This window comes from Streptomyces sp. NPDC005492 (assembly GCF_040605995.1).
Classification (GTDB): Bacteria; Actinomycetota; Actinomycetes; order Streptomycetales; family Streptomycetaceae; genus Streptomyces.
The window spans coordinates 104,882-117,886 of the sequence record NZ_JBEXDX010000017.1 but is presented as its reverse complement, the minus strand read 5'-3'; the positions used below and the strand labels follow the sequence as shown (position 1 = coordinate 117,886).

The 13,005-nt window shown below is 70.4% G+C and carries 11 protein-coding genes; 8 read left to right on the top strand and 3 right to left on the bottom strand.

The genetic code is table 11. From position 1 onward, the window contains the following. Positions 1-10 precede the first annotated feature (10 nt). The 7 genes from glgA (at position 11) to ABZT04_RS23475 (ending at position 10,893) form a co-directional block, all read left to right on the top strand. Positions 11-1,162 (top strand): glycogen synthase, encoded by a 1,152-nt coding sequence (gene glgA, locus ABZT04_RS23505; RefSeq protein WP_356058912.1) that lies wholly within the window; start codon positions 11-13, stop codon positions 1,160-1,162. 51 nt (positions 1,163-1,213) lie between these two features. Beyond that, positions 1,214-2,434: a glucose-1-phosphate adenylyltransferase gene (gene glgC / locus ABZT04_RS23500; RefSeq protein ID WP_355911617.1), complete on the top strand. Its 1,221-nt coding sequence runs from the start codon at positions 1,214-1,216 to the stop codon at positions 2,432-2,434. A gap of 122 nt (positions 2,435-2,556) precedes the next feature. Continuing rightward, positions 2,557-5,175 carry a PA14 domain-containing protein gene (locus ABZT04_RS23495; protein ID WP_356058910.1) on the top strand — a complete coding sequence of 873 codons (2,619 nt, stop codon included), beginning with the start codon at positions 2,557-2,559 and terminating at the stop codon, positions 5,173-5,175. A gap of 17 nt (positions 5,176-5,192) precedes the next feature. Then, positions 5,193-7,508 (top strand): GH92 family glycosyl hydrolase, encoded by a 2,316-nt coding sequence (locus tag ABZT04_RS23490; protein WP_356058909.1) that lies wholly within the window; start codon positions 5,193-5,195, stop codon positions 7,506-7,508. Between the two features lie 155 nt (positions 7,509-7,663). Then, positions 7,664-8,989 (top strand): wax ester/triacylglycerol synthase family O-acyltransferase, encoded by a 1,326-nt coding sequence (locus tag ABZT04_RS23485; RefSeq protein ID WP_356058908.1) that lies wholly within the window; start codon positions 7,664-7,666, stop codon positions 8,987-8,989. A gap of 104 nt (positions 8,990-9,093) precedes the next feature. Further along, complete coding sequence (locus tag ABZT04_RS23480) at positions 9,094-10,587, top strand: SDR family NAD(P)-dependent oxidoreductase (RefSeq protein ID WP_356058906.1); 1,494 nt, start codon at positions 9,094-9,096, stop codon at positions 10,585-10,587. Positions 10,588-10,659: 72 nt separating this feature from the next. Continuing rightward, positions 10,660-10,893, top strand: a complete 234-nt coding sequence (locus ABZT04_RS23475; protein WP_356058905.1) for a hypothetical protein — start codon at positions 10,660-10,662, stop codon at positions 10,891-10,893. A gap of 37 nt (positions 10,894-10,930) precedes the next feature. Here the strand turns inward: ABZT04_RS23475 and ABZT04_RS23470 are convergent, their stop codons facing one another. The 3 genes from ABZT04_RS23470 to ABZT04_RS23460 are packed head-to-tail and all read right to left on the bottom strand — an operon-like array spanning position 10,931 to position 12,494. Beyond that, positions 10,931-11,734 (bottom strand): SDR family oxidoreductase, encoded by an 804-nt coding sequence (locus tag ABZT04_RS23470; protein ID WP_356058903.1) that lies wholly within the window; start codon positions 11,732-11,734, stop codon positions 10,931-10,933. 25 nt (positions 11,735-11,759) lie between these two features. Continuing rightward, on the bottom strand, positions 11,760-12,335 hold the full coding sequence (locus ABZT04_RS23465) for an HD domain-containing protein (RefSeq protein WP_356058902.1): 576 nt from the start codon (positions 12,333-12,335) through the stop codon (positions 11,760-11,762). A 3-nt stretch (positions 12,336-12,338) separates the two neighbouring features. After that, entirely contained in the window at positions 12,339-12,494 is a 156-nt protein-coding gene (locus ABZT04_RS23460; RefSeq protein ID WP_356058901.1) for a hypothetical protein, read from the bottom strand. 321 nt (positions 12,495-12,815) lie between these two features. Between ABZT04_RS23460 and ABZT04_RS23455 the strand changes: the two genes are divergently transcribed. Then, complete coding sequence (locus tag ABZT04_RS23455; RefSeq protein WP_356058899.1) at positions 12,816-12,989, top strand: hypothetical protein; 174 nt, start codon at positions 12,816-12,818, stop codon at positions 12,987-12,989. The last annotated feature ends 16 nt before the right edge of the window (positions 12,990-13,005 follow it).

Genomic DNA, 13,005 nt, shown 5'->3' with positions numbered 1-13,005 from the left:
GGGGTTTCGGGTGCGAGTGGGACTGCTGACCCGGGAGTACCCGCCGGATGTGTACGGCGGCGCGGGCGTCCATGTGGAGTTCCTCGCCCGGGAGTTGAGGCCCCTGGTCGACCTGGACGTGCACTGCTGGGGCGAGGGCCGCACCGAGGGCGTCGTACGCCATCGCTCCTCGCCCGCCCTTGACGGCGCCAACGACGCCCTGCGCACCTTCTCCGTGGACCTCTCCATGGCCGCCGCCCTCGACGGCCGTGAACTCGTCCACTCCCACACCTGGTACGCCAACCTCGCCGGGCACTTCGCCAAGCTCCTCCACGGCGTCCCGCACGTGCTGACCGCCCACTCCCTGGAGCCGCTGCGCCCCTGGAAGGCCGAGCAGCTCGGTGGCGGATACGCCCTCTCCAGTTGGGCCGAGCGCACCGCGATCGAGGCCGCCGACGGGGTGATCGCCGTGTCGGGAGCCATGCGCGAGGACATCCTCACCTGCTACCCGGCGCTGGACCCGGCCCGGGTGCGGGTCATCCACAACGGCATCGACACCACGCTCTACCGCCCCGACCACGGCACGGACGTCCTCACCCGGCTCGGCATCGACCCCGACCGCCCGTACGTGCTGTTCGTCGGCCGCATCACCCGCCAGAAGGGCGTGCCCCATCTGCTGCGCGCGGTGCGCAACATCGACCCGGCCGCACAGGTCGTGCTGTGCGCGGGCGCTCCGGACACCCCGGAGATCGACCGGGAGTTCCGCGACCTCTTCGAGGAGCTGAGCCGGGTCCGCGCAGGCGTCCACTGGATCCCGCAGATGCTGCCCCGCCCGGAGGTCATCCAGCTCCTCACACATGCCACCGTCTTCGCCTGCCCCTCGGTGTACGAGCCCCTCGGGATCGTGAACCTGGAGGCGATGGCCTGCGGTACGGCCGTGGTCGCCTCGCGGGTCGGGGGCATCCCCGAGGTGGTGGCGGACGGCGAGACCGGACTTCTGGTGTCCATCGAGGAAAACTTCGAGGAGAACCTGACGACCGCCCTCGACTCCGTCCTAGCCGACCCGGAGACTGCGAAGCGCATGGGCGAGGCCGGACGCGAGCGGGCGGTGGGCGAGTTCGGCTGGGACGCCGTGGCGCTGCGCACCGCGCGGCTCTACGCGGAGATCCTCGAACAGGCTTAGTGTGCGCTGCTCAGGGGCAGGCTGGGATCAACCAGGGTGAGGGGAGCGGCCATGCGTCGTGGTGGTCCTTCGGTGCTCGGAATCGTACTCGCGGGCGGTGAGGGCAAGCGGCTGATGCCGCTGACCGCGGACCGCGCGAAACCGGCGGTCACGTTCGGCGGGACATACCGTCTCGTGGACTTCGTGCTGTCCAATCTCGTCAACGCCGACGTCCTGCGCATCTGCGTCCTCACGCAGTACAAGTCGCACTCCCTCGACCGCCACATCACCACGACCTGGCGGATGTCCAGCCTGCTGGGCAACTACGTCACCCCGGTCCCGGCCCAGCAGCGCCTCGGCCCGCGCTGGTACCTCGGCAGCGCGGACGCGATCCTGCAGTCCCTGAACCTGATCTACGACGAGCGCCCCGAGTACGTCGCGGTGTTCGGCGCCGACCACGTCTACCGCATGGACCCCCGGCAGATGCTCGCCCAGCACATCGAGAGCGGCGCGGGCGTCACGGTGGCCGGAATCAGGGTCCCGCGCGCGGAGTCCTCGCAGTTCGGCGTGATCACCCCGGGCTCGGACGGCCAGACGGTCGAGCGCTTCCTGGAGAAGCCGACCGACCCGCCGGGCCTGGTCGACGACCCGGAGTGCGTCTACGCCTCGATGGGCAACTACATCTTCACCACCAAGGCCCTCATAGAGGCCCTCCAGCGGGACGCCGAGGACCTCGACTCGGTGCACGACATGGGCGGTTCGATCCTGCCCGCGCTCACCGACCGGGGCGAGGCCGCGCTCTACGACTTCAGCGCCAACCACGTCCCCGGCGAGACCACCCGCGACCAGGGCTACTGGCGGGACGTCGGCACCCTGGACGCCTACTACGACGCCCACATGGACCTCATCGCCGAGCGCCCCGCCTTCAACCTCTACAACAGGAACTGGCCGATCTACACTCACTCCGGCCAGCTCTCCCCGGCCCGCTTCAACGCCGGCGGCATGGCCAGCGAGTCGATCATCAGCTCCGGTTGCCTCATCCGCGGCCAGGTCACCCGCTCGGTGCTCTCCCCGGGCGTGGTCGTCGACCCGGGAGCCGTCGTCCAGGGTTCGATCCTGCACGACAACGTCCATATCGGGAGGGGCGCGGTGGTCCGGGGCGCGGTCCTGGACAAGAACGTCGAGGTGCCGCCGGGCGCGACGATCGGGGTCAACCCGGAGCGGGACGCCGAGCTGTACACCGTCTCCAGGGACGGGGTCATCGCGCTCGGAAAGGGCCAACTGGTCACGTAGGGCGGAGGATCGGCCCCGGTGCTTCCCGACCGCACCGGGGCTTTGTCATGTCCCTGGACGGAATGCGGAATCCGTGTTGTCATGCCAACTGCTGCCCATGACAACGTTGTTATGGAGGTTCCGTGCGCACCAGACGACTCAGAGACCGACTCGCGTTACTGCTCGCGCTGGCACTCGGCATCGCCGGCCTCGCCGCCGTTCCCACCGCCAACGCGGCCGCCGCCGACGACCCTGTCGAGATCCACGGTCTGAAGGGCGAGTACTACACCCAGTCCGCCCCCGGCGCCTTCGACTTCGCCGACCTCAAGGCCACCGGCTTCGACCCGAACCTCGACTTCGACAACCTGGAACCCCGGCTCGCCTTCACCACCGGACAGTCGGACGACGTCAGCGTCCGCTGGACCGGACAGATCGTCCCGACAAAGTCCGGCCCCCACACCTTCTCGATCACCGGGGACAACGGCTTCCGCCTGTGGATCGGCGGACACCTCGCCATCGACCACTGGGTCGACGACTGGGACCACGAACAGACCTCCGCCCCCGTCGAGTTGACCGCCGGCACGGCCTACGACATCAAGGTCGAGTACTTCGAGCACTACGGCGGCTCCAACCTCCACCTCCGCTGGACCGAACCCGGCGGCACCAAGGTCCCGGTCCCGCAGTCGGCCTTCCGCCTCCCCGACGGATACGACTACGACGGCGCCCTCGCCGCCACGGTCACCAGCACCGGCCGCACCCTGGAACTCGCCTTCGCCCAGCCCCTCGCCGCACCCCCGGGCGACCTGACCGACCACCTCGAAGCGGTGATCGGCGGCGCCAAGTGGCCTTTGGGCGCAGCCAAGTTGGACCCGGCGGACCCGCGCGCCCTGATCGTCCCGCTCACCGAACCGGTCGTGGGCAACAAGACGGGCACCGCCTCCGGCACCGCCGACATCCGCTACGACGGAGAAGCCGGCCTCACCGCGGCCAATGGGAACGTTATCAACGCGTTCTGGAGCACCGGCCCGAACCACTCCACCTACGAACTGCGCACCCAGTGGGCCGACCAGGTGGGCCCGCACAACGCCCTCCCCGAATACCCGCGCCCGCAGTTGACCCGCACCGACTGGCGCAACCTCAACGGGAGTTGGCAGTTCGCGGCGGCCACCGCCGACGAACAGCCGCCTGTGGGGAAGACGTTGGCCGAGCGGATCCTCGTCCCGTACCCCGTCGAGTCCCAGCTCTCCGGCATCGAACGGCACGAGGACCGCATGTGGTACCGCCGCACCTTCACCGTCCCCGCCGACTGGCGGATCGGCTCCGGCAAGCGGCTGATGCTCAACTTCGGTGCCGTCGACTGGCGGGCCGAGGTCTACGTCAACGGCACGAAGGTCACCGAACACCAGGGCGGCTACGACAAGTTCAGCGCCGACGTGACCGACGCCCTCAAGCCCGGCCGCACCCAGGAACTGATCGTCGGCGTCTACGACCCCACCGACGCGGCCGACGGCGAGAACCCGCCCCTCGGCAAGCAGCGCCTCGACCCGAGCGGCATCTGGTACACCCCGACCTCGGGCATCTGGCAGACGGTCTGGATGGAACCCGTGGCGACCGACCACGTGGACTCCCTCAAGCTGACCCCCGACGTGGCGAAGAGCCGACTCACCGTCGAGGCAAGGGGAGTCCGGGACGGCGTACCGATCACGGCCACGGCGTACGACGGAAAGCGCGCCGCGGTCGCCACCGCCCACGGCCGCACCGGCGGCCCACTCACCCTGACTCTCAAGAACCCGCGCCTCTGGTCGCCCGACGACCCGTTCCTCTACGACCTGAAGGTCACCGTGGGCAAGGACCGCGTCGGCAGCTACTTCGGGATGCGCTCGATCGCCGTGGAGAAGGTGAACGGCGTCCCGCGCACGGTCCTCAACGGCAAGCCCGTCTTCATGATGGCCACCCTCGACCAGGGCTTCTGGCCGGACGGCCTCTACACCGCGCCGACCGACGCGGCACTCGCCCATGACCTCGAGGTGCACAAGGAGTTGGGCTTCAACGCGGTGCGCAAGCACATCAAGGTCGAGCCCGACCGCTGGTTCTACTGGGCCGACCGGTTGGGCCTCATGGTGTGGCAGGACATGCCCGCGATGACCGCCGGGGTGGACCCCTCGCCCGCCGCCCGGGCCGAGTACGAGCGCGAGATGAAGCAGATGATCGACGAGCACATCAGCAGCCCGTCGGTCGTCATGTGGGTGACGTTCAACGAGGGTTGGGGCCAGTACGACGAGGCCCGCATCGCCGACCAGGCGAAGGCCTGGGACCCGACCCGGCTCGTCAACAGCATGTCCGGCATCAACCTCGGTGTGGACGGCGGCACCGGCGACATCATCGACGAACACGGCTACCCCAGCCCCGCCCTGCCACCGCATCCCGACGGCCAACGCGCCCTGGTCAGCGGCGAGTACGGCGGCCTGGGGCTCGCGGTGCCGGGACACGCCTGGTCGGTCCAGCAGTCGTACGTCGACGTCGACCCGGCCGCCTACACCGACGACTACCTCACCAAGCTCGCCGAGGTGCACGCCCTGACCTGCCAGGGGAGCAACGGCGCGGTCTACACGCAGATCTCGGACGTCGAGGGCGAGTTGAACGGGCTCATGACGTACGACCGGCGGGTGCTCAAGCCCGACGCGCAACGGGTGAGGGCGGCCCAGCAGGCCCTCATCCGCGACGCCTCGCAAGCGACTCCCGCAGGGTGCCCCACCACCTGAACTCCCTTGGAGGACCCATGAGATGGACCCGGCGCCTGCGCCTGTGCATGGCGGGGGCGGTGGCAGTGTCCGCGCTGTTCGCCGTCCCCGCCACCGCACAGGCCTCGGCCGACAGCCGACTCACCGAACTGGTCAACCCGTTCATCGGTACCGAGAACGACGGCAACACCTACCCCGGCGCCGCCGTGCCTTTCGGCATGGTGCAGTTCTCGCCGGACACCGGCCACAACACCGGGTACGACTACGCGCAGAACCACATCCGCGGCTTCTCCCTCGTGCACCTCTCCGGCGTGGGTTGCGGACTCGGCGGCGATCTGCCCGTCCTGCCGACGACCGGTGACGTGACACAGACCGACTACGCCCAGTACGCGGCCGAGTTCAGCCACGACGACGAGCACGCGAGCCCCGGCTACTACCAGGTCGGCCTGAAGACCGGCATCGAGGCCGAGCTGACGGCGAGCGCGCGCACCGGTGTGCAGCGCTACACCTTCCCGGCCACCGACAAGGCCAACGTCCTGCTGAACGCGGCCCAGTCGCTGCACAGCGGGGTCGCCTCGAAGGTGGAGGTCCTCGACAACCGGACGGTGCGGACGACCATCACCGGCCGCGGCTTCTGCCAGGACACCAAGCCCTACACCGTCTACACGGTCACCCGCTTCGACCGGCCCTTCACCACCTACGGCACCTGGAACGGCTCGACGGTGACGGCCGGTTCGAGGAGCGGCAGCGGGGGCGCGTACGTCCGCTTCGACACGACGAAGGACCGTACGGTCGAGGCGACCACCGCCCTCTCCTACGTCGACGCGCACGGCGCGGCCGTCAACCTCCGTGCGGAGGGCGGGCGTTCCTTCGACGCGGTGCGCCATCGCGCCCAACAGGCCTGGGAGGACCGGCTCGACGACGTCCGCGCACAAGGCGGCTCCGACACCCTGCGCCGGACCTTCTACTCCTCCCTCTACCGGTCCTTCCTCGCGCCGAACATCGGCAGCGACGCCGACGGCCGCTACACCGGCTGGGACCAGAAGATCCACCGCGCGCAGGGCTTCACCTACTACCAGAACTGGTCCCTGTGGGACACCTACCGCACCCAATCCCAGCTCCTCGCCCTGCTCGCACCCCGCGAGGCCCGCGACATGGCCATCTCGGTGATCAGGATCGACGAGGAGAGCGGCTGGCTGCCCAAGTGGGGCTACGGCACGGTCGAGACGAACATCATGACCGGCGACCCCGTCACCCCGTTCCTGACGAACGCCTACCAACAGGGGCTGCTCAAGGGCTACGAGGAGCGCGCCTACCGGGCGTTGAAGCAGAACGCCGACGGCGTGCCGCCCACCGACTCGGCCGCCGTGGGCCGGGAGGCGAACAAGGAGTACCTCGCGAACGGTTTCGCGCCGTACATCAAGGACCGCCCGCACGCGAAGCCCGGTGACTCCGACTACGACCACGGGGCCTCGGCCACTCTGGAGTACGCCCTCTCGGACGCGATGCTCGCGCAGATGGCCCGCGACCTGGGGCACGGCGCGGACGCCGCACGCTATGCCGCCCGCGCACAGAGCTACCGGAACATCTTCGACCCCTCGACCGGCTTCTTCCGCGCCCGCGACGCCTCCGGCGCCTTCGTCGGTCCCGCCGACCCGGCGCAGAGCGAGGGCTTCCACGAGGGCACGTCCTGGCAGTACCAGTGGCTGGTCCCGCAGGACCTGCCCGGCATGGTCGACCTCATCGGCGGCCAGTCGGCGGCCAACGCCCGGCTCGACTCCTTCTTCGCGTACGACCAGCTACTGGCCGACCCGGGGAAGACCGCCCGCGAGGTGTGGGTCAACGGGCCGTACGACTACTACAACGCGGACAAGTACAACCCACAGAACGAGCCCGACCTGATCGCCCCGTACACCTATCTGTCGACCGGACAGCCCTGGAAGACGACCGACGTCGTCCATGCGGCGCTGACCCTGTTCACGGACGGCCCGACCGGCATGACCGGCAACGACGACCTCGGCACCATGTCCGCCTGGAACGTGCTGTCGTCGATCGGGATCTTCCCGGTCCAGCCCGGCTACGACACCTGGGGCCTGTCCACCCCCGTGTTCGACCGCGTCGACCTGACCCTGGACCGCCGCTACTACCCGCACGGCGCCCTGACCATCAAGGCGCCCGGCACCTCGGCCGGCGAGCGCTACATCCAGGCGGCCCGGACGGACGGGACGTCGTACGACCGCACCTATCTGACGACCGGCCTGCTGCGGTCCGTACGGTCGATCGACTTCACGGTCGGCCCGCACCCGTCTGAGTGGGGTACGTCACCCCAGTCGGCGCCACCCGCCCTGACGTGACCTCAAGCGCCACTGGAGTCCCGCCCCTCCCAGAGGGGCGGGACCTGGGCCAGACGTAACCTGCCGTTAACTGTGTGTAGCTTGATCGTACTTGACCGTAATCGCTTGTCGGCGTTTGACTGCTTGTTCACCCCTAGTCGACGCGAGGCAAGCCTTTGACTTCCGATCTGCTCGCTCCTCTCGACCTGGCGTTCTGGAACATCGAGTCCGACCGGCACCCGATGCACCTGGGCGCACTCGGCGTCTTCTCGGCCCACTCGCCGACCGCGGGAGCCCACGCCGCCGACCTGCTCGCCGCCCGCGCCGCCGCCGTCCCCGGACTGCGGATGCGCATCCGGGACGTGTGGCAGCCGCTGTCCCTGTCCTTCGGGAGCGCCGTCCGCGAGACCGACCCCGATTTCGACCCGCTCCACCACGTCCGGCTGCACGCCCCGACCGCCGACTTCCAGGAGGCCGCGGGCCGGCTCATGGAACGCCCGCTGGAGCGCGGCCGGCCTCCGTGGGAAGCCCATGTGCTGCCCGGCGAGGACGGCGTCTCCTTCGCCGTGCTGTTCAAGTTCCACCACGCCCTGGCCGACGGACTGCGGGCGCTGACGCTCGCCGCCGCCATCCTCGACCCGATGGACATGCCCGAGCGGCGCCCGCGCCCCGAGGAGCCCGCGCGCGGTCTCCTCCCCGATGTGCGCAAGCTGCCCGGGCTGCTCCGGGGCGCCCTGTCCGACGTCGGCCGGGCCCTCGACATCGGGGCGTCCGTCGCCCGCTCCACCCTCGACGTGCGTACGTCGTTGGCGCTCACCTCCGACCCCTCGGGCACCCGCCGGACCGCCGGAGTCGTCATCGACCTCGACGACGTGCACCGGATCCGCAAGACGGTCGGCGGCACCGTCAACGACGTGCTCATCGCGGTCGTCGCGGGCGCCCTGCGCCGCTGGCTCGACGAACGCGGCGACGGCAGCGAGGGCGTCGCGCCCCGCGCCCTGATCCCCGTCTCCAAACGCCGCCCACGCGGTGCGCAGCCACAGGGCAACCGGCTCTCCGGCTACCTGATACGGCTGCCCGTCGACGACCCGGACCCGCTCGCCCGGCTCGACTCCGTGCGTACCGCCATGGACCGCAACAAGGACGCCGGCCCCAACCGGGGCGCGGGCGCCGTCGCCCTGCTCGCCGACCACGTGCCGGCGCTCGGCCACCGGCTCGGCGGACCCCTCGCCGCGCAGGCCGCCCGGCTCTGGTTCGACATCCTCGTCACCAGCGTCCCGCTGCCCGGCATCGGCCTGAAGCTCGGCGGCAACCCGGTCACCGCGGTCTTCCCGTTCGCCCCGCTGGCCCGCGGGCAGTCCCTCGCGGTCGCCGTCTCCACCTTCCGCGGGCACGTCCACTACGGCCTGGTCGCCGACGCCGAGGCCGTACCGGATCTCGATCTGCTCGCCCGCGCCCTCACCGAGGAGGTGGAGACGCTGATCATCGCCTGCGAGGCCTGACGATCACGGGTTTGGTGCTGCGGCCCGGCGCTCCGTAAAATTCCCTGTTCGACGGCCGCGCGATCGGAGCGCCGCCGCGGTTGACCCAAGGAAACGGCAGCGCGATGACGGTGACAGAGGACGGCTCCATGACCCCGGACGAGGTCGTGTACGGGCCCGGCATCGACCCCGAGCGGCTGGCCGTCTGCCTCGCTGTGCTCGACGAGCTGGAGAAGATCGACGTCGACCACCCCGACGCGATCGCCGTGCGCCGGGCCACCGCGGGTATCTACCGCACCGTCAAGCAGCGCCGCCGCCAGGACCGCCGGGCCGCGAAGACCGCGCACGACAAGGCCGTCACCGAGTCCACCGCGACCGGCTCCGCCCAGCGCATCGACGACGAGACCGAGGGCCTGCTCCCCTCGTCGGTGACGGAGGAGGGCCGGATCGCCGGGATACTCCAGCGCCCGCGCTCCTGCTACACCTGCAAGACCCGGTATGTCGAGGTCGACTACTTCTACCACCAGCTCTGTCCCGACTGCGCCCGCCTGAACCGCGAGAAGCGCGACGTCCACGCCGACCTCACCGGCAAGCGCGCGCTGCTCACCGGCGGCCGCGCCAAGATCGGCATGTACATCGCGCTCAGGCTGCTGCGCGACGGCGCGCACACCACGATCACCACCCGGTTCCCGAAGGACGCCATCCGCCGCTTCAAGGCCATGGACGACTCGGCAAACTGGCTGCACCGGCTGGAGGTCGTGGGCATCGACCTGCGCGACCCGGCCCAGGCCGTCGCCCTCGCCGACCAGATCGCCGAGGCGGGCCCGCTCGACGTCCTGATCAACAACGCGACCCAGACCGTACGCCGGCTGCCCTCCGCCTACGCCGCCCTCGTCGACGGCGAGAGCGCCCCGCTGCCCGCCGGGGAACTCCCCGCCCACCACGTCATCGGCGCCTTCGGCTCCGGCGCGGTGGACGGCCTGGCCGCCCTCCCCGTCGGCATCAGCGGCCTCGACGCCCAGCAGGTCGCCGACCTCGCCCTGGTCGCGGGCAACGCCAGCGTCGCCCGGCACCTGGACGGCACCGCCATCGACGCCGGCGGTCTGGTCCCCGACGTCGTCGACACCAACACCTGGGTGCAGACCATCGAGCAGATCTCCCCGGTGGAGCTGCTGGAGACCCAGCTCTGCAACTACACGGCGCCGTTCATCCTGATCAGCAAGCTCCGCCCGGCCATGGCCGCCGCCGCCAGGGCCGCGGCGAGCGGGCGCTCGTACATCGTCAACGTCTCGGCGATGGAGGGCGTCTTCGGCCGCGGCTACAAGGGCGCCGGACACCCGAATACCAACGCCGCCAAGGCCGCCATGAACATGGTGACCCGGACCAGCGGCCAGGAGATGTTCCAGAGCGACGGCATCCTCATGACCTCGGTCGACACCGGCTGGATCACCGACGAACGTCCCCACTACGACAAGCTCAGGCTGGCCGAGGAGGGCTTCCACGCACCGCTCGACCTGGTCGACGGCGCGGCCCGGGTTTACGATCCCATTGTGCGCGGCGAGCAGGGCGAGGACCTGTACGGCGTCTTCCTGAAGGACTACGCGCCCGGGAAGTGGTGACCCGCCACCCCGGACGGGCGGCCCGGCGCCGGTCGGGCCCCGGCCCTGGTGAGCACCGCGCGAGGAGTTCCCATGGCCAGTTCACACGGCGTCGATCCCAGGGCCTTCAACGACCCCCGCAACCACTATCCGACCGACGAAGAGTTCTACGCGAGCGACCGTCCGGCCGACCCCGTACTGCCGGAGGACCGTCCGCGTGGCGGCGGATCCAGTACCACGGTGAAGCACCGCGGCACCTGGGCCACCGTCGCGCTCGTCGCCGGGATCGTCCTGCTGATCCTCGTGGGGATCGCCCTGTTCCCGTGAGGCAGCGTCATGAGGGCGGCTTTCCGTGAGGCAGCCGTCATGTGGGCGGCGCGGACGACCTCAGCCGGTCGTGGACGGCGTACCCGCCCGACGGGTACGCCGCCCGCACCCGCGTCCCGCCGTCCACGAGCAGATCCGCCCCGGTGATCCACTCGGCCCGGTCGGAGGCCAGCCACAGCACGGCCCGCGCGATGTCGGACGGCTCCCCGATCCGGCCGAGCGGCAGCCCGGCGGCCACCTCCGCCTCGCCCGGCTCCCAGACGAACCGGGCCATCCCGGTGCGGACAAGCCCGGGGGAGACGGAGTTGACCCGCACTCCCGGCGCGAGTTCACCCGCGAGCTGCTGCGTGAGATGCAGCAGGGCCGCCTTGCTGGTCCCGTAAGCACCCACGTTGGGCCCGACATGCCCGGCGCCCTCCGTGCACACATTGACCACCGCGCCGCCGTGCTCCCGCATCCACGCCCGCCAGGCGCACTGCACGAGCCGCAGCGGCGCCTCCACGTTCACGGTGAACGCCGTCCGCCACGTGTCCGGATCGGCCTCCATCAGCGGGCCGTACGGCTGGTTCGTCGCCGCGTTGTTGACGACCACGTCGATCCGCCCGAAGGCGCGCAGCGCGCACTCGGTCAACTCCCGTAGGTGATCAGGGTCGGCGACATCCCCGGCCAGACCGACCCCGCCCAACTCCTCGGCGGCGCGCGCCACTTCACCGGCGTCCCGCGCGCTCACACACACCAGCGCCCCGGCCCCGGCGAACGCCTCGGCGACCGCGCGCCCGATCCCGCGCGTGCCCCCGGTGACCAGGACGCCCCGACCTCGCAGACCGTACGACGACGTCATCGCCGTACGATCTCATGACGGACCGTCAGTCAACAGCCCCCAGACGGGAGTTGGGCAGTCGGGAGTTGCGGGCGGCCACGATGCCGAGCACCGTCCGCCAGTCCTCCAGGACGCCGGCGTCGAGGCCGACGACCTTGGCCGCGTCGTCGGCCTGACGCAGGGTGATCGCGTCGTCCGCGAGGGGATCGCGCTCGAAGGCCGCGGCCTCGTCGCGGGACATCGGGCCGCCCTGTGCGCGAAGCGTCAGCGTGCTCTGGGCGGACAGATCGTGGCCCGGCGCCGCGGCGGCCAGATAGCGCTTCGCGGGTACGTGCAGACGCACGAGCCGGGCGACCCGCTCGCCGAGCAGGGCGTGCACCGCGTCCGCCGCGTGGTCGGCGTGCCCGGCGTCGTCGCCGGGCTGGAGGAGATGCCCGATGTCGTGGACCAGGCCGGCGATCTGGAGTTCCTTGTCGGCGGGGCGACTTCGGCGCAGCAGCGCGGCCGTCTGCAGCGCGTGGTCGTGCAGATCGACCGGATCACCGCTTCGGTCCGGGGTGTCCCAGGCACCGCGGCACGCGTACAGCAGATCCATCAGCTCCTCGACGCTGCGCAACTCCATGCGTCAGTCCTCCCGCGAGCCGGCCTGTGCGGAACGCCAGGAGATCATGGCGAGCTTGCGACTCAGCCAACGGGACCTGAACTGCGCGACGCCTTCAGTGACGTAGGTCATGTTCTCGCTCGTGCGTACGCATGCGTAGGCCATACGGGTGGTTGTCAAACCGCGCATGATGTAACAAACCGGTTCAGGTCATGGCCGAAGAACACGGGCAGACGCGCAATGGTTACCCCATGTTTTCAGCCCCATCGAGCGGCAGCCTGCTCATTTGGTTAACCTGAGGCAGACGGACAGCGACAAGGGGTCCCACCCACACCCATGGTCCGTCCCGGGGCAAGCCGGTCACAACGGCCTGCTCTCGCACGAGTGACCGGCGCCACCGCGTCCGAACTGCCTTCAACCCACACCCGAGCGGGCTTCAGGTACCGGACCGGAGCATGGCTGGTACGCCCCGAGGGTGACCCGACACATAAGGAGTGCGCGGTGACACCGGAGAAGACGAATCGCGAGCAACGCCCCAAGGAACCCACGGAGCGTAAGGGCCACCGGTCCGACGAGCTCGGCAGCCTGGCCGTGTGGGCCCGCTCGGCCCCCATCCGTCTCGCGGGCTACGAGGACGACCTCGCCGAGCCCCACATCCTGCCCAGCGTGGACTGACGCCCACGGGACCCAT